The organism is Synechococcus sp. W4D4 (assembly GCF_047716805.1).
In the GTDB taxonomy this organism is placed as follows: domain Bacteria; phylum Cyanobacteriota; class Cyanobacteriia; order PCC-6307; family Cyanobiaceae; genus Vulcanococcus.
Map to the genome: position 1 here is coordinate 763,467 of NZ_CP180404.1, position 15,949 is coordinate 779,415.

The 15,949-nt window shown below is 65.1% G+C and carries 16 protein-coding genes; 1 reads left to right on the forward strand and 15 read right to left on the reverse strand.

Annotation, left to right across the window (positions count from 1 at the left end):
* Positions 1-42 precede the first annotated feature (42 nt).
* Positions 43-2,895 carry a UPF0182 family protein gene (locus tag ACLM42_RS04130; RefSeq protein ID WP_415399834.1) on the forward strand — a complete coding sequence of 951 codons (2,853 nt, stop codon included), beginning with the start codon at positions 43-45 and terminating at the stop codon, positions 2,893-2,895.
* Positions 2,896-2,979: 84 nt separating this feature from the next.
* On the opposite strand, the gene fba is transcribed toward ACLM42_RS04130, so the two are convergent.
* From fba to ACLM42_RS04205, 15 genes are all read right to left on the reverse strand, one after another.
* Positions 2,980-4,053 (reverse strand): class II fructose-bisphosphate aldolase, encoded by a 1,074-nt coding sequence (gene fba / locus ACLM42_RS04135; RefSeq protein ID WP_247911160.1) that lies wholly within the window; start codon positions 4,051-4,053, stop codon positions 2,980-2,982.
* Positions 4,054-4,102: 49 nt separating this feature from the next.
* Positions 4,103-5,212: a Gfo/Idh/MocA family protein gene (locus tag ACLM42_RS04140; protein ID WP_415399835.1), complete on the reverse strand. Its 1,110-nt coding sequence runs from the start codon at positions 5,210-5,212 to the stop codon at positions 4,103-4,105.
* An 18-nt stretch (positions 5,213-5,230) separates the two neighbouring features.
* Positions 5,231-5,659 (reverse strand): hypothetical protein, encoded by a 429-nt coding sequence (locus ACLM42_RS04145; protein WP_415399836.1) that lies wholly within the window; start codon positions 5,657-5,659, stop codon positions 5,231-5,233.
* The gene (accD, locus tag ACLM42_RS04150) at positions 5,656-6,531 is read right to left on the reverse strand and encodes an acetyl-CoA carboxylase, carboxyltransferase subunit beta (protein WP_247911157.1); all 876 of its coding nucleotides are present in this window, start codon (positions 6,529-6,531) and stop codon (positions 5,656-5,658) included. The genes ACLM42_RS04145 and accD overlap by 4 nt, the downstream gene beginning before the upstream one ends.
* Before the next feature lie 33 nt (positions 6,532-6,564).
* Complete coding sequence (locus ACLM42_RS04155) at positions 6,565-7,407, reverse strand: prepilin peptidase (RefSeq protein ID WP_415399837.1); 843 nt, start codon at positions 7,405-7,407, stop codon at positions 6,565-6,567.
* Positions 7,407-7,673, reverse strand: coding sequence for a hypothetical protein (locus ACLM42_RS04160; RefSeq protein WP_247911155.1), 267 nt, complete (start codon positions 7,671-7,673; stop codon positions 7,407-7,409). Before ACLM42_RS04160 ends, ACLM42_RS04155 begins: the two co-directional genes overlap by 1 nt.
* Before the next feature lie 112 nt (positions 7,674-7,785).
* On the reverse strand, positions 7,786-8,688 hold the full coding sequence (locus tag ACLM42_RS04165; RefSeq protein ID WP_415399838.1) for a phosphoribulokinase: 903 nt from the start codon (positions 8,686-8,688) through the stop codon (positions 7,786-7,788).
* Positions 8,689-8,768: 80 nt separating this feature from the next.
* Positions 8,769-9,851 (reverse strand): 3-isopropylmalate dehydrogenase, encoded by a 1,083-nt coding sequence (leuB, locus tag ACLM42_RS04170; RefSeq protein ID WP_247911153.1) that lies wholly within the window; start codon positions 9,849-9,851, stop codon positions 8,769-8,771.
* Between the two features lie 34 nt (positions 9,852-9,885).
* Positions 9,886-10,953 carry a UDP-3-O-(3-hydroxymyristoyl)glucosamine N-acyltransferase gene (lpxD, locus tag ACLM42_RS04175; RefSeq protein WP_247911152.1) on the reverse strand — a complete coding sequence of 356 codons (1,068 nt, stop codon included), beginning with the start codon at positions 10,951-10,953 and terminating at the stop codon, positions 9,886-9,888.
* Positions 10,954-11,000: 47 nt separating this feature from the next.
* A complete protein-coding gene (gene proB, locus ACLM42_RS04180; RefSeq protein ID WP_415399839.1) occupies positions 11,001-12,074 on the reverse strand; it encodes a glutamate 5-kinase in 1,074 nt (357 codons plus the stop codon).
* A gap of 2 nt (positions 12,075-12,076) precedes the next feature.
* The gene (locus ACLM42_RS04185; protein WP_256463420.1) at positions 12,077-12,613 is read right to left on the reverse strand and encodes a YqeG family HAD IIIA-type phosphatase; all 537 of its coding nucleotides are present in this window, start codon (positions 12,611-12,613) and stop codon (positions 12,077-12,079) included.
* Positions 12,614-12,617: 4 nt separating this feature from the next.
* Complete coding sequence (locus tag ACLM42_RS04190) at positions 12,618-13,187, reverse strand: DUF3727 domain-containing protein (RefSeq protein ID WP_415399840.1); 570 nt, start codon at positions 13,185-13,187, stop codon at positions 12,618-12,620.
* Positions 13,188-13,207: 20 nt separating this feature from the next.
* On the reverse strand, positions 13,208-13,687 hold the full coding sequence (gene ruvX / locus ACLM42_RS04195) for a Holliday junction resolvase RuvX (protein ID WP_415399841.1): 480 nt from the start codon (positions 13,685-13,687) through the stop codon (positions 13,208-13,210).
* A complete protein-coding gene (locus tag ACLM42_RS04200; RefSeq protein WP_415399842.1) occupies positions 13,687-14,718 on the reverse strand; it encodes a hypothetical protein in 1,032 nt (343 codons plus the stop codon). Before ACLM42_RS04200 ends, ruvX begins: the two co-directional genes overlap by 1 nt.
* Before the next feature lie 41 nt (positions 14,719-14,759).
* Complete coding sequence (locus ACLM42_RS04205) at positions 14,760-15,941, reverse strand: F420-0:Gamma-glutamyl ligase (protein ID WP_247911147.1); 1,182 nt, start codon at positions 15,939-15,941, stop codon at positions 14,760-14,762.
* Positions 15,942-15,949: the final 8 nt, after the last annotated feature.

Here is a 15,949-nt window from a genome sequence, read left to right on the forward strand (position 1 = left end):
TCGGTTCTGCTGCCTAGTCTCGGCCAGGGATCGGCTCGGCTTGTGCAGGTATCGGTTCAAGGCCTCAAGCGTCTGTTGCGCTGGCTGGCCAGCGGCGCCCTGGTGCTGGGGTTGGTGGTTCTGATCCCACGCCTGGTGATCGAGGCGCTCTGGTTTGCCCAGTTCGATGCCTTGACGGTGGTGTTGCGCCGTTGGCTGTTCCAGTGCCTGGCCTTTCTCCTGGTCTTGGGCTTGGGTTTGCCGCTCCAGCTTCAGCAGTTGCGGCGTTGCTGGCGCCTCAGGCAGGACGCTCCGCGCAAGCAACTGCGGGAGCGGCCTCTTGCGCCCCTCTCCAGTGGTCCGCTGGTGGCGGTGCTGATCGGCCTGCTCCTGCTGCTGGTGGTGGGCCTGAGCTATCTCTTCCTGCAGGCCCGGGGGCTGATCCTCGATCCCTTTGGTGGAGAGGTCATCACTGGTCTCTCGGTGTTGGCCGACCTGCCGCCAGCGCTGGTCCTGGGCCTGGTCGTGGTCTTGCTCCCTTGTCTGCTGCGCTGGCCCTACACGACCTTGCGGATCAGTCTGGCGGCGGCCCTGGCGGGCTCGGCCACCGCCTGTGCCCGTGGTTGGAGCCTCTGGCTGCCTGGTCTGTTGGCCGTCCCCTTTGGCGAGGCCGATCCGCTGACGGGCTTTGACCTGAGTTTCACGGTGCTTCGCCTTCCGGCATTGCATCTGCTGGTCAGCCTGGTGATCGCCCAGGTCTTGATTGGCTTCGTGGGCTGCCTCTGGCTCACCTTCAGTGAGGGCACTTCACTGACGGACTTGCGCTTCCCGGGGTTGAGCCGGGAGCAGCAGCGGTTGCTGCAACCGCAGTTGGCGCTCTTGGCCCTGATGGCGGCCCTGAGTTATGGCCTGAGTCCATTTGACTTGATGGTGGAAGGCAGCGGGGTGGCCTCGGGGGCTGGCTTTGTCGACCTCCACATCCGCCTTCCCCTGCGCCTGCTTTTGGCCCTGCTCCTGTTGATGAGCGGCTTGGGCCTGCTGGTGCCAGTCCCCCGCTCCTGGTTCCGTCGCGTCGCGATGTTGCCCTTGCTCGCGGCTGCTTGTTTGCTGCCGGTCGTGGAGTGGGGCTTGGCACCGCTGGTGCAGCGGGTCTGGGTGCAGCCCCGGGAGCTTCAGCTGGAGACGCCCTATCTCAAGCGCGCCATTGCCGCGACACGCCGGGCCTTTGGCCTGGAGGCTGTGCGGGAGTTGATCCTCGAGCCCAAGCAGCAGCTGAGTGCCGTGGATCTCAAGAGCGCCGAGGGCACCTTGGCCAACGTGCGGCTCTGGGACAGTGTCCCGCTCCTGGAGGCCAATCGTCAGCTGCAGCAGCTGCGGCTCTACTACAACTTCCCCTCCGCCGCCGTTGACCGCTACCCACTGAATGCCGATGCCAGTGCATTGGGGTCCCAGCAGGTCTTGATCGCAGCCCGCGAGTTGGATTCCTCCTCCTTGGCCAAGGGGTCGCGCACCTGGCTGAACCGTCACCTGGTCTTCACCCACGGCTATGGCTTCACGGTCTCCCCGGTGAATGTCTCGGGCAGCGATGGGCTCCCGCTCTACTTCGTCAAAGACCTGGGGCGCAGCGGCCGGGTTCAGGCCCTGCCCCAGCTGGGCCAGAGCCAGAAGCGCGTTGAGCAGTACCTGCCTGTGGGTCGCCCCCGGCTTTATTTCGCTTCGGCTCCGGCGCCCTACGCCATTGCCCCCTCCCAGGTGCGTGAGTTCGATTACCCCGAGGGTGATCTCAATGTCTATTCCCACTACGACGGGGAGGCGGGGGTGCCGATCCATGGACCCCTCGATCGCCTGATGGCCGCGATCTACCTCAATGAGGCGCGTCTGCTGTTCACCGGGTCCTTGACCCCTTCCTCGCGCTTGCTTGTTCGCCGGCAGGTCAACGACCGGCTCCAGGCCCTGGCCCCCTTCCTGCGCTTTGAGAGCAAGCCTTATTTGGTCACGGCCCGCGTGGACGATGACCCCGACTATCGGCCTGAGCACCATCAGTACTGGATGCTCGACGGCTTCACCGAGAGCCGCAGCTACCCCTACTCCGATGCCAATCCCGATGGGGTTCGCTACTTCCGCAACCCCGTCAAGGCGGTGGTCAATGCCTACAACGGCGCTGTCTGGCTCTATGTGAACGATCCGAGCGATCCGGTCCTGCGGACCTGGCAGAAGGTCTTCCCGGATCTCTTTCGTCCACTCTCAGCGATGCCCAAGGCCCTGCTGGCCCACATCCAGGTCCCCAAGAGTCAATTCAACGTCCAGGCTGAGCGCCTGTTGCGCTACCACGTCACTGACGTGCGCACCTTCTACAACGGTGATGACGTCTGGGCGTTGCCGCTGGAGATCTACGGCGATGCCTCGGCTCCGGTGCCCGTGCGTCCTTATCACGTGACGATGCAGCTGCCCGGTCAGCAGCGGCCTGAGTTTGTCTTGCTGCTTCCCTTTACCCCGCTCAAGCGGCCCAACATGGTGGGCTGGTTGGCCGCCCGCAACGACACCCCGAACTACGGCGAGTTGTTCCTGGTGCGCTTCCCGCAGCAACGTCTGCTCCTCGGACCGCAGCAGATTTCGGCCCTGATTGAGCAGGATCCGGCGATTAGCTATCAATTCGGTCTCTGGAACCGCGTTGGCTCCCGCTTGCTGCGGGGCAATCTGCTGGCGATGCCCGTGGGCCAGGGCCTGCTCTACGTGGAGCCGATCTATCTGCAGAGCAACAACAACGCCCTGCCGACTCTGGTTCGGGTGGTGGTCACCGATGGTCGCCGCTTTGTGATGGAGCCAACCTTTGATGAAGCCCTCGCCAAACTCGTCGCAGCCCAGCCCAGCTCAGGGATGCGCGCCTTGACCCTTCCCCAGCTGGCCCTGCCTTAAGGGGCAGACCGATCGATGGGAATTGGGTCCGCATGAAAAAAGGGGCCCTTGAGGGCCCCTGGAGACATCCGTTGGAAGCCTGAATCAGGCAGCAACGGCGGACTTGGCGTCCAGTTCGCCCTTGGCGTAGAGGCCGGCGTAGTAGTTGATGTCGCGCTGCTTGATCTTGCTGGCGTTGCCGGCACACCAGAACTGCTGGTAGCGATCGAGGCAGACCTGCTTCATGTAGGCCCGGGCGGGCTTGTTGAAGTGGCGGGGGTCGAAGTTGGCGGGATCCTTCATCGCGGCTTCACGCACAGCGGCGGTGAAGGCCAGGCGGTTGTCGGTGTCGATGTTGACCTTGCGGACACCGTTGCGGATGCCTTCCTGGATTTCCTCGACGGGAACGCCATAGGTCTCGGGGATGGCACCACCGAACTTGTTGATCATCTCCAGCCATTCCTGGGGCACGGAGGACGAACCGTGCATCACCAGGTGGGTGTTGGGGATGGCCTTGTGGATTTCAGCAATCCGGCTGATGGCCAGCACTTCACCGGTGGGCTTACGGGTGAACTTGTAAGCGCCGTGGCTGGTGCCAATGGCAATGGCCAGAGCGTCGACCTTGGTCTTGGCGACGAAGTCAGCAGCCTCGGCGGGGTCGGTCAGAAGCTGGCTGTGGTCGAGCTTGCCCTCGAAACCGTGGCCGTCCTCGGCTTCGCCCATGCCGGTTTCCAGGGAGCCCAGGCAACCCAGCTCACCCTCAACGCTCACGCCGATGGCGTGGGCCACATCCACCACTTCCTTGGTGACAGCCACGTTGTACTCGTAGCTGGCAGGGGTCTTGGCGTCGGCCTCCAGGGAGCCGTCCATCATCACGGAGGTGAAGCCGTTGGCGGCAGCACCGAAGCAGGTGGAGGGGCTGTTGCCGTGGTCCTGGTGCATCACGACGGGGATGTCGGGATAGGTCTCAACGGCAGCCAGGATCAGGTGACGCAGGAAGTTCTCACCGGCGTACTGACGGGCGCCGCGGGAGGCCTGCAGGATGACGGGGCTATCGGTCTCGTAGGCAGCCTCCATGATCGACTGCACCTGCTCAAGGTTGTTGACGTTGAAAGCAGGGATGCCGTAGCCGTTTTCAGCGGCGTGGTCGAGCAGCAGCCGAAGCGGAACGAGCGCCATGGGGACACCATCAAGGGAATGGCGGGGATCCTAACCGGCGCCTTTTCCGTTAAAGCCTGGCTCTGAGCCCGCTGTCGGCCGATTCCAGTGCCAGATCGCAAACCCGCTGGCTCCAGACGGCTTCTGAGAGCCCGGGAACGATCGGCCGGCCCTCTTGGGCGGCCTCGGCCCACCACTGGGTGATGCGGCGGACGGCGGCCAGTCGACCGTCGGGCCAGGTCTGGGGGAAGGCCAGGCTGGGATCAGGGCTGATTTCCTCGAGGGCACCTGAGCTGCTGGAGCGCCAGAGCTTGAAGCCGTGGACGTAGTCGCTTTGGTTGCTCGACCCCAGCACCAGGCTGCCCTCGCTGCCGTAGACCTCGATCCAGTAGCCCCGTCCGGGTTTGGTCACCGAGGCCAGGGCGACCTGGGCGGGGATGGAGCGGCCCTGACGGTCCTCTAACTCCAGTTGCAGTAGGGCAATGTCTTCGGCATCCACGGCGGCCATCCGTCCACTGCCATCCGCCAGGGGACGCTGGGGGATGGCCATGCTGCGCTGGGCGCTCAGGCTGCGGGTCGGCCCCACCAGCCAATGCAGGGTGTCAAAGGCATGGGTTCCCAGCGATCCGAGCACCCCACCGCCAGCGGCCCGCTGGGAATACCAGTTCCAGGGACGACTGGCATCGGCCCGGCTTCCCATTAACCAGTCCAGTTTCACCAGCCAGGGCGTGCCGACAGCACCGCTCTCCAGCAGTGCCGCGACTTGTTGAAACTCCGGGACGCCGCGGTACTCAAAGTCCACGGCCACGCTCACGCCCGCCTGGAGGGCCTGGCGTTGCAGGCTCTCCACCTGGGCGGCCTCAAGGGCGACGGGTTTTTCCAACAGCAGGTGTTTGCCGGCGGCGATGGCGGCCTGCGCCAGGGCGAAGCGGGGTTCAGGAGGGGTGGCGATGACCAGGGCCTCCACCCGGGGATCGGCCAGAAGGGCATCGAAATCGCTGAAGCCGGGTAGTCCGTGGCTACTGCAGGCTTGATCGAGCCGCTCGCTGCGGTGATGCCAGAGGGCCACCGGTTCGGTGAGCGGGCAGTCCCGCAGGGCGGGCAGGTGCACCTTTTCCCCGAACCCCAAACCAACAAGGGCGACCCCCAGGGGACGCTGGGGGGTGGTGGATCCGGTCACGGCGGCTCTGCAGTGGTTTTAAAAGCCTGCCAGGAGGTCTTCCCCAGCGGTGCAGACGGCTTCGATGGTGGATTCGATCAGGCCGTCATTGCCGGAGGCCTGCCACTGGCTGCCCCATTGGGGGATCCCGTTGATGGAGGTGTCCCGGTAGAGCCGTTGGCCGCAATCCAGCTCCATCACGTAGAGACTGCTGGCGGGCGGACGAGGTTCTTTGCCGTCTGCGCTGGACTCGGCATCCTCAGGAATGGGGGGCTGGAAACGACTGAGCACGGTCAGATTCCCGCTTTTGTTGACCCGCAGGCTGCCGCCATCCCACCACTGCCGCCCCTCGCTGGTGGCGGGAACCTCTTGCCAGTCCACCGGTCCCGCCAAGGCTTCTTGAGGAAGGCCGCTGAGCAGCAGCAGCCCGAGTAGGACCGCGCAGAACGCGCGAAGGGCCCGCTTCATGCGGCGACCGCTTTGCTGTAGCCGTGCATGGTCAGCAGGCTGGCCAGGGTGCTGCGGAGCTTGGTGCGCGGCACGATGTGATCCACGAAGCCGTGGTCCTGCAGGTATTCAGCTGTTTGGAAATCGTCGGGCAGTTTCTCCCGCAGGGTCTGCTCGATCACGCGCCGACCAGCAAAGCCAATCAAGGCCTTGGGCTCCGCCAGGATCAGGTCGCCGAGCATGGCGAAGCTGGCGGTCACCCCCCCCGTGGTCGGGTGGGTCAGCAGCGGCAGGTAGAGCAACTCCGCTTTGCGATGGCGCTCCAGGGCACCGGAGATCTTGGCCATCTGCATCAGGGAGAGCATCCCTTCCTGCATTCGTGCCCCACCCGAGGCGCAGACGATCAGAACGGGTGCCCGTTTAGCGGTGGCCGTTTCAATCAGGCGGGCCAGCTTTTCGCCGACGACGGAGCCCATGGAACCGCCCATGAAGCGGAAATCCATCACCCCTAGGGCCATGGGGATGCCCTCGACGGTGCATAGCCCGGTGATGACGCTGTCCTTCAGTCCGGTGGAGCGCTGGGTGTCACGAATGCGATCGGCATAGCTGCGACGATCCTTAAAGGCGAGGGGATCGGTGGGGCAGAGCTCGGTATCGAGCGCTTCAAAGCTGCCCTCATCGGCGATCAGACGAATCCGCTCCTCGCTGAAGATCCGATGGTGGTATCCACAGCCGCTGCAGACGCTGGCGTTGGCTGCCAGATCCTTGCGATAGACCACCAGCCCGCATTCAGGGCATTTGCTCCAGAGGCCATCGTCCTCGTTGACCTCCTGGGCATTGCGCACCGCAGGAGCGGTCTTGCGGCGATCGGCAAACCAGTCGAATAGCGACATGGTGAAAGCGGTCTCCGGGGTCTGATCAGACCATTAAAGGGCGCTCCAGCCCAAGTGCCTGCTGAGCTGTTGCAGCCAGAAGCTGTTTCCAGCCATCCAGACCGCCAGTCCAGCGGCGGCCAGGAAGGGGCCAAAGGGGAAGGGTTGACCGCGCTTCAAGCGGCCGCTGAGCAGACCGATCAGGCCAAAGATCGCGCCGGAGAGCACGGCGAGGGCCACGCTGAGCCCGAGGCCTGTAAGCCCAAGCCAGGCGCCCAGTAGGGCGGCCAACTTCGCATCGCCTAAACCCAGGGCAGGCTTGCCGAGCAGGGTCTGGCCTGCGGCGCTGGTGGCTTCAAACCCCAGTAGGCCAGCACTGGCGGCTAGCAAATGCCAGAGCAAAAGCTGCGGCTCGGGCCCTCCGCTTTGGCTGAAGACGGCCAGCAGGGTGAAGACAAAGCCCACCAGCACCCCGGTGCGGCAGAGGGGCTCAGGCAGCCAGAGCTGGTCCAGATCAATCAGCACCAGGGGGAGCAGCAGGGACACCAGGCACCAACCAGCCACAAGGATCAGGCCCCCTGGGGCTTGGCCAAGGGCTTCGGGGTACCCCAGGGCTGCAGCCAGGAAGAGCCCTCCGCAGAGCAGCTCTACCGCCGGGTAGCGCAGGCTGATCGGGCTCTGGCAGTGGCGGCAACGCCCGCGCAGCAGAACCCAGCTGAGGACTGGGATGTTCTCACTCCAGGCCAGGCGCGTACCGCAGTCCGGGCAGTGGCTGCGGGGCTGCACCACCGATTCTTGGCGGGGATAGCGCCAGGCGACGACATTTAAAAAGCTGCCAATGCAGAGCCCCAGGGCCGTGATCAGCAGCAGAACCGTGGAGGGAAGAGTGCCGAGCATTAGAGGCCGCGGTAGGGCGAGCGGGAGGTGCGGGTGCGGGACGGGCGGGCACGGACCCAGTCGAGCGGGATGAATTGCTCATCGGGCAAGAGCACCGGTAGCTCGAAGACCACCCGTCCCTGGCCTGGACTCAGCACGATCCCCTGGGGCTCGAGGGCGGATGAGGAGCGCTCGAGAAACTGGAAGTAGATCCGCCGGGCCTGGGCAATCACGTCTGCGCTGTTGATCCGGTCCCAGCGGGGCTGCGTCGATACAGAAGAACCCACCGCCCCTCGAATCTCAAATGAGAGAGGAGCCGGTGGGTTAGAGCGCTGAGGAGCAACCGAAATGGGAGGACCTTGTCCGCCAGTTGCGCCCCAGCCTAGGGGCGAAGCAGGCTCAGGCCAGCTTCTTCTTCTCTTCGATCATGCGGTGAATGATCGGGGTCAGGATCAGCTCCATCGCAAAGCCCATCTTGCCGCCGTTCACCACGATCGAGGTGGGGCTGGACATGAACGAATCGTGGATCATGTCGAGCAGGTAAGTGAAGTCGATACCCCACTTCTCGCGAGCACCCTTGCGGAAGTGAATGATCACGAAGGATTCATCCGGGGTGGGGATGTTCCGGATCATGAAGGGGTTCGAGGTGTCCACGGTGGGGACACGCTGGAAGTTGATGTCGGTCTGGCTGAACTGCGGGCAGATGTGGTTGATGTAATCCGGCATCCGGCGCAGCATCGTGTCAACGGTGGCCTCGGCGGAGTAACCGCGCTCGGCGTTGTCGCGGGAGATCTTTTGGATCCACTCCAGGTTGACGATGGGAACCACGCCCACGAGTAAATCGGCCAGGCCTGCCACGTCGTAGCCCTCGCCTTTCACACCGCCGTGCAGGCCTTCATAGAAGAGCAGGTCGGTGCCGGAGGGGATGTTTTCCCAGGGGGTGAACTGACCGGGTTCGAGGTTGGTGCCGAGGCGGGCGTTGTGGTCGGCAGCCTCTTCAACGGAGTGGAGGTAATAGCGCTTCTGGCCACCGCCGCTCTCGCTGTAGCTGCGGAACAGCTCCTCGAGCTTGTCGAACAGGTTGGCTTCGGGGCCGAAGTGGGAGAAGTTCTCGCCCTTGGCCAGAGCAGCGCCCATGGCCTCCTTCATGGCGGCGCGCTCGTAGCGGTGGTAGCTGTCGCCTTCCACCACTGCAGGGGTGATTCCCTCGCGCTTGAAGATGTGCTCAAAGGCACGCTTCACGGTGCTGGTGCCTGCGCCGGAGGAACCGGTGACAGCCACAACCGGGTGACGCTTCGACATGCGCAGGGATCAGTGGGACTGCCCGCGAGTTTGGCAGGTCGCGTGACCAAAAACTCCGATCCGTTGATCCCTGTTGCGGATCAGGCTTCCAGGGCTGCCAGCAGTTGATCGCCCATGGCCTTGCAGCCCAGTTGGGTGCAGCCCTGAGCCATCAGGTCACCGGTGCGATAGCCCTGGGCCAGGACCCGGTCGACGGCCTGCTCAAGGGCGCCCGCGGCGGCGTCTTGCTTGAGGCCCACCCGCAGCATCATCGCAGCGCTGAGAACCATTGCCATCGGATTGGCCTTGTCCTGGCGGGCGATGTCTGGTGCGGAGCCGTGGATCGGCTCAAACAGGCCAGGGCCGCTCTCGCCAAGGGAGGCGGAAGGCAACATGCCAATGGAGCCGCTGAGCATGGCGGCTTCATCGCTGAGGATGTCGCCGAAGAGATTGCTGGTGAGCAACACGTCGAACTGACGGGGGTTGCGGACCAGTTGCATCGCAGCGTTGTCCACGTACATGTGGCTGAGCTCCACGCCTGAGTAGCTGCTGGCATGCAGCGCTTCGACGCGGTCGCGCCAGAGTTGGCTGACGTCCAGGACGTTGGCTTTGTCGACGCTGCAGAGGCGGCCGCTGCGCTGCTGGGCGATGTCAAAGCCCACCTTGGCGATGCGATCAATTTCATCGTCGAAGTAGGCCATGGTGTTGAAACCACGCACCCGTCCATCGGCTTCGACGCGGCCTTTCGGGGTTCCGAAGTAGACGCCACCGGTGAGTTCGCGGACCACCATCAGGTCCACCCCTTCAATCACCTCCCGCTTGAGCGTGGAGGCATCAATCAAGGCCGGGATGATCTTGACCGGGCGCAGATTGGCGAAGAGACCCATGCCGGAACGCAAACCCAGCAGTCCGGACTCAGGACGCTTCTCGCGGGGCAGGGTGTCGTATTGGGGGGAGCCGATCGCGGCCAGAAGGACGGCGTCGGCTGCTTTGCAGGCCGCCAGGGTGCTGGCGGGGAGCGGTTCGCCGGTGGCGTCGATCGCACAGCCACCCATGGGCTGCTCGTCGTAGATCAGCTCGAAGCCGTGGCTGCGGCTCACCGCATCCAGCATCTGGCGGGCCACCGCCGTGATCTCAGGACCGATCCCGTCACCGGGGAGCAAGGTGATCCGGAAGCTGGTCATCGAAGTCCGCTCGGGCTCTGGGCAGGCGGCGAGGCTACGGCTTGGCTTGTTTCTCGAGCTGGCGGAGCGCCTTGGTCAGCTCGGGCAGTTTGTTGAAGACCGCGGAGCAGCGCAGCCAGAGGCGATTGGGGATGGCTGGGTAGCCGCTCACGACCTCGCCAGCGGCAACTTCTCCATGGACCCCGGATTTGGACGAGGCGATCGAGCGATCCCCCATGACGGCCTTGTTGGCCAGCCCCACCTGTCCGGCCAGGATGACTCCGTTGCCGAGCCGGGCTCCGCCGGCAATGCCGACCTGGGCGGCCAGGGCGCAGCCTTTGCCGGTGGTCACGCCGTGGCCGATATGGACAAGGTTGTCGATCTTGCTGCCGGCTCCGATGCGTGTCTCCCCCACGGACGGGCGATCGATCGTGCTGCCACAGCCCACCTCAACACCGTCCTCGAGAACGACCAGGCCGGTCTGCGGCATCTTGCGCCAGCCGCTGGCGGTGGGAACAAAGCCAAAGCCCTCGCTGCCGACCACCGCATTCGAATGAACGACGCAGCCTCGGCCGAGGCGGGAGCCCGGGTGGAGCACGGCTCCCGCATGCAGTTCACAGCCATCGCTGATCTGCACGTCGTCGTAGATCACGACGTTCGGGTGGATCGTGCAGGAGGCACCGATCTGCACATCGCTACCGATGACGACATTGGCCCCGACATGGCTGCCCATGCCCACCACCGCCTCGGGGGCAATGACGGCGCTGGGGTGAACCCCCGGGGCTTTCGGGGCGCGGGGGTAAAGGGCCTCGAGGGTTTCAGCAAAGCCCAGACGCGGGTCGGCGAGGGCCACCCAGGCCATGCCCTTGGCGCTGGCTTCGGTTTGGGCGGCTTCGCATTCGTTGCCTTTGGCGGGCAGCAGCACGGCACTGGCGCCACTGGCATTGAGAGCGGCCGCCAGGGCATTGCCGGCCTCCAGGAAACTCACCTGACCACTGAGGGCCTGATCGAGGGCTGCTGCGGTTCCCAGTTCGGGATCGTCCCCGAGGTGGTGCTGAAGGGATTCGATCCCACCTGCGGCCTTCACCTCGCTCAGTTGGCTGAGCAGTTGGCTGAAGCGCATCGGCGGCAGGGGGATGTGATGCGGATCGTAGGCCGATTCCGCAGGTCTCAGCTGCTGGCGATCACCACCAGGTGATCCCGGTGAATCACCACGCCGCGTTGTCCTTGGATCGCCATTAATTCGTCACTGGCAACTGCGCAGAGGCCCCGGGCCACCTCCCGGCCGTCCTGGCTGATGACGCGTACCGCTTCGCGCCGGCCAAAGGTGCCCTCCACGTTGCGGACCCCAGCCGCCAGCAGAGAGGCCCCCTGCTCCAGGAGCGCCTGTTCGGCCCCGGCATCGACGGTGATGCTGCCCTTGGGCAGCAGCGCATGGGCGAGCCAACCCTTGCGGCTGCTTAGGGGTGTCTCACTGGGGCGGAAGAGGGTTCCAACCGGTTCCCCAGCCAAGAGGGCTTCCAGCACAGCGGGGTCGCGGCCATCGGCCAGGCGCACCTGAATCCCGCTGGCTGTGGCGATCCGTGCGGCTGAAAGCTTGGTGGTCATTCCGCCGGTGCCCCAGCGGCCTCCCCCCTTGGCCACACCGGCCAAGGCTTCGATCTCGGCCAGGGAATTGACCTCAGGGATCGGCCTGGCCTCGGAATCATTGCGGGGATCGCCGGAATAGAGGCTGTCGATATCGGTTAGCAGCACCAGCTCATCGGCCTGGATGGCCACTGCCGCCAGCGCTGAGAGGGTGTCGTTATCCCCAAAGCGAAGCTCATCGGTCGCCAGGGTGTCGTTCTCGTTGATCACCGGGGTGACCCCCCAGCACAGCAGCTGCTCGAGGGTGCGGCAGGCGTTTTGGTAGCGACGCCTGGAGGCCAGATCGGCCCGGGTCAGCAGCACCTGGGCGACGCAGCGACCGTGGGCGGCAAAGGCCTGGTCATAGAGGGTCATCAGCCGGCCCTGTCCGACGGCCGCTGACGCCTGCAATGCCTCCAGTTCCATGGGTCGATCGCCCAGTTGCAGGGCCTGGCACCCCAGGCCCACGGCGCCACTGGTGACAAGCACCACCGGTTCCTCGCGCCGCCAGAGGCCGCAGAGGCTGGAGGCCAGATCGGCGATGACCTGGTCGGTCCCGCGGGCACCGGAGCCCCGCAGAACGCTGGTGCCGACTTTGATGACCCGGCGTCTAGCCATCGTTAGGAGAGGTCTGCTCCAGCGAGTTGGGCCAACTTCACCTCAAAGCGCTGCCAATGGTCATGGCGGCAGGCCTGACCACTGGGATCGATGGGCTTCACCAGCACGGTGTAGAGGCCCAGCCGATTCCCCACCAGAACATCGGTGAAGACGCGGTCCCCCACCATCGCCACCTGGGCGGGGGGGATGTCGAGTTGCTCAAGGACCCGCCGTAGGGGAGAACGCCGCGGTTTTCCAGCACTGGTGGTGAAGTCCACGCCCAAGCGTTCGGCTACCCCGCCAATGCGGGCGCGGGAGGGGTTGTTGCTGAACAGGTGAAGGGGCATGGTCGCCTGGGCCTGCTTCAGCCAGGCCTCCATCGGTTCAGGCAGGGTTGAGCCCCGGTGGGGCAGCAGGGTCCGATCCACATCCAGGACCAGGGCCCTGATCCCCTGGGTCAGCAGGCCATGCAGGGGAAGGTCCACCAGGGTGCCGGCCGCCACCAGATCGGGCTGGAGCAGCTCAGAAATGGAGCGACGGGTCACCGAGTCAGTCGTCAACGAGTCAGTCGTCACCGAGTTCGCGGTCGTCGAGTTCCGCTTCGATCAAAGGCTGGACCCGCTCAAACTCCTCGCCTTCCACCAGCACGCCTTCGCCGTTTTCCATGCGGGCGACCACAAAGAAGGGATCCAGAGGGATGAACAGGCCGTATTCCTTGTCCTCGGCCTTGAACTGGATCAGCATTTCGTAGAGGTCGGTTTCGTCCTCTTCATCACCTTCGAGCTCGTCGTCCTCGTATTCCTCGGGGTCGGGCTCTTCCAGGTCACCACTGACGGTGAGGGTGACGGCGGAGCGCACGAGGGTCAGGTCGTGCTCCTGCAGCACCACATCCGCGATCGAGAGGATCGGCTCGGCGTTGCTCAGCTCTTCGATGACCTCGTCTTCGCCATTCTCGTTCTCGGCGATTTGCACCAAGCAAACCGGGGTGTCGACGGGGGTCAGTAGGGCGTAATCCTTGCCCTCGAGAGGGATCAGTTGCTCAAGGAAGCAGAGCAGTTGACGCCCGCTCTGGTCCCGCACCAGCACGGTGGGGACATCACCGGTGCCGTTGATGCTGGGGCCGTCAGTGCTCATGGCGCATGGGGGAGATGCTCTCAGGATGCCTGGGCATCGGACCCCAGGCCAATCGCTGGGGTCGCCTTGCTGACCGCTGCCGGTTCGGGTCCTTCCTGCAGCCACTGCTCCAAGAGCAATGCGGCGGCGGCACTGTCGAGGGCTCCTGTGCGGTCACCGCGCAGGCCAAAGCGCTCGGCCGCATCCCAGCTGCTGGCGTACTCATTGACGAAGGCCAGGGGCAGCTCCAGATCCCTGGCTAGACGCTCGCCATAGCGTCGGCAGTGCTCCGCCTGGGCGGTGGGCTGCTGCTGGGCATCGAGGGGGAGCCCCACCACCAGTGCCACGATCCGGCGTTCCCGTACCAGGCTCTGGAGGTGCTTGAGGTCCGCGGGATAGCGGCCGCGATGGAGAGCTGGAAGCGCTTTGACGGTGAGCCCCAGTGGATCACAACCGGCCAGGCCGATCCGTTTGCGCCCCACATCCAGGGACAGCACCGATCGGGCGGCCGGCGCCGCCACTAGCGCTCCACCGGCGTCGGAATGGGCTTTTGCCCCGGCTGCAGCTGGCCGAGGACCGCTTCGAGCTTGCGGCTGACCACTGGGGTTGTTTGCGGAGCATGGCGGCGCCAGACACTGCGAGCCATCACCACTTCCTCCCCCTCGGGAGCCATCCCAAGGCTTTGCAGCCATTGGTTGTGCTCGTGCTTAAAGACATCACTGCGGATCAGCACTTCCCCCAGGCCGCTGGAGCTCTGCTCCAAGAGCAATTGGAGGGGTTCACCCAAGAGGTGTTGCCAGCCCGGGTGGAGGCTGAGTTCGAGTTCCGGTATGTCACGGCTTCCAGGCCGCAGCCGCCGGGCACCCGCAACGGCCTGTTGCCGGTTGGTGTCGAGCAGCATCAAGCTAGGTCGCTCGCTCTGATCAAGCAGATCGTCAACACGACGGTCCAGGAGCTGACGCAACTGCGCCGGCAGGGCGGCCTGCTCCAGCTGCCACATCGCCAGGGCCGTTCGGCGATTGAGAGGCAGCAGTTGCAAATCGGAGGGCAGGGCTCGATCGAGGGGCTGCTTGGGGGGTTCCCAGCGCCACAGCGTCTCATGGCGAAGTTGCTGGAAACCCTGTTGCCGCAGAAGGCCCAGGCGATTGCTGTCGGTGCTGGCGCTGGTGGCAATCCAGCTGGCTGCGTTCGGGCTCCCTTGGATTGCTGCGCGCACCAGAGCGGCTTCGATCGCCATCCGGCCCGCCTCACCCGCTTCCAGGCTGGCTTCACTGCTACGCAGGTGTTGGATCTGCCAGCAGCTGCCGCTGCGGTTGAGCCGTTGGCTCACCACCAAGCCCAGAGGGATCTGGGGGTCCCGGAAGGCAACGAAGATCTCCGAGGCCAGCGCCGGGCGGGGGGCCAGGCGGTGCAGCAGGCGCTCAGCTCCCTGCAGCAGCAAGGAGCGCTGCAGCATGGGCAACAGGTCGGTGAAGCAGGTGTCCTGCAAAAAAGGCAGCTGCCATCCCCGCAGCGGCTTCACCTGAAGGCTTGGTTGAGCGGCTGAGGACACGGCGGCGCCGAAGGGGCCACTCCCAATGTTATGGGCGATCGCTAGTTCGGGCGAACGAGCACCAGTGGGGTGCGCTCGTTGGCGTTGCCGGCGGGGTTGGGCTTGAGGGCGCGCTCCAGGAGGGCTTCGTCGCAGCCGGGGCTGGAGGCCAGCACCTTGACCCGGCCGAGATCATTGACATCGACGACCGCGACGGAGACTCCCAACTCAGTTGCCAACTGGCGGCAGACCTCGCTGCTTTGCACTGGGCCCAAAACAATCGTCTGGTCGTAGGGCGGGGTGGTGCCCGTCACGTCGTCGATCAGGCGGGCCTGTTCTCCGGCCAGCCGGTAGAACCAGCCCTTGGAGCCCACGAGTTTGAGGGCGGTGCCGGCGAGCCAGGCGCAAAGCACCCGGGCGGGGCCGACGTTGTCGATCAGGGTCTGCAGGCCGCAGGCGGTCGCCAGGGAGCTGGTGGGGTGGAACACCCGGCAGAGCAGCCGGGCCAGGCTGGAGGGCTGCAGGTTGGCCGGGTGGTTGTAGCGGCCCTGCATCACCGCCAGGGGTGTCTCACCAATGGTTAGGACGTCACCGGGTTGCAGTACGGCACCGGCGTAGTGGCGAAGCACCTCGGCTGGATCGTCGAGGGTTCCGAGGAGATGGGTGCGAATCGGCAACACGCTGCAGCGATCGCCTTGGCGCCAGTTGGCGGTGGAGACCTGAGCTGGAGCCGGCCGGCGCAGAGGAATCAGCACCCCATCGCGTTGCTGCAGACGACCGAAGGGGCCGTAGTTGATCCAGAGGATCTCCAGCCAGAGGGTGTCCAGCAGATGGCGCAGGTCGCTCCCGTCGGCGGCCTCGAGCGTGATCAGCGCTTCGGCTTGGGTGGTCTTGCGCCCTTTGACGATGTAGGCAAACCAATAGCCATCGGCGCGCGCGTCCTCATCGGGGTGCTGCGGGGTGAGGCTGCAGCGCACGTTGACGCCTGAGAGGTCCGAGCGGCCCAGCAGAGTGGGTTTCAGATCGATCTCAGGAACGAAGACCTCCATCCGTCGATGGGGGTTGCGGATGCTGATCGTTCCTTTGACGTGCCACTGGTTGCCGCTCGTGCGCTGCACCTTCCAGCCGCTGCTGCTCAACCGCAGGGGAGAGGCCGGCCGGAGGCGATGGCGCAGCTCCAGCCAGAGCAGCGCCAGGCCAAAGACCAGGGAGGCGATTAAGACAACGGCAAACAGGGCGGCCAACGGCAGAG

Coding starts and splice junctions, on each gene's coding strand:
- ACLM42_RS04155 (WP_415399837.1), bottom strand. CDS start 7,407: ATGCTCGGCACTCTTCCCTCCACGGTTCTGCTGCTGATCACGGCCCTG.
- proB (WP_415399839.1), bottom strand. CDS start 12,074: ATGGCTAGACGCCGGGTCATCAAAGTCGGCACCAGCGTTCTGCGGGGC.
- leuB (WP_247911153.1), bottom strand. CDS start 9,851: ATGACCAGCTTCCGGATCACCTTGCTCCCCGGTGACGGGATCGGTCCT.
- ACLM42_RS04165 (WP_415399838.1), bottom strand. CDS start 8,688: ATGTCGAAGCGTCACCCGGTTGTGGCTGTCACCGGTTCCTCCGGCGCA.
- fba (WP_247911160.1), bottom strand. CDS start 4,053: ATGGCGCTCGTTCCGCTTCGGCTGCTGCTCGACCACGCCGCTGAAAAC.
- lpxD (WP_247911152.1), bottom strand. CDS start 10,953: ATGCGCTTCAGCCAACTGCTCAGCCAACTGAGCGAGGTGAAGGCCGCA.
- accD (WP_247911157.1), bottom strand. CDS start 6,531: ATGTCGCTATTCGACTGGTTTGCCGATCGCCGCAAGACCGCTCCTGCG.
- ACLM42_RS04190 (WP_415399840.1), bottom strand. CDS start 13,187: ATGAGCACTGACGGCCCCAGCATCAACGGCACCGGTGATGTCCCCACC.
- ACLM42_RS04145 (WP_415399836.1), bottom strand. CDS start 5,659: ATGAAGCGGGCCCTTCGCGCGTTCTGCGCGGTCCTACTCGGGCTGCTG.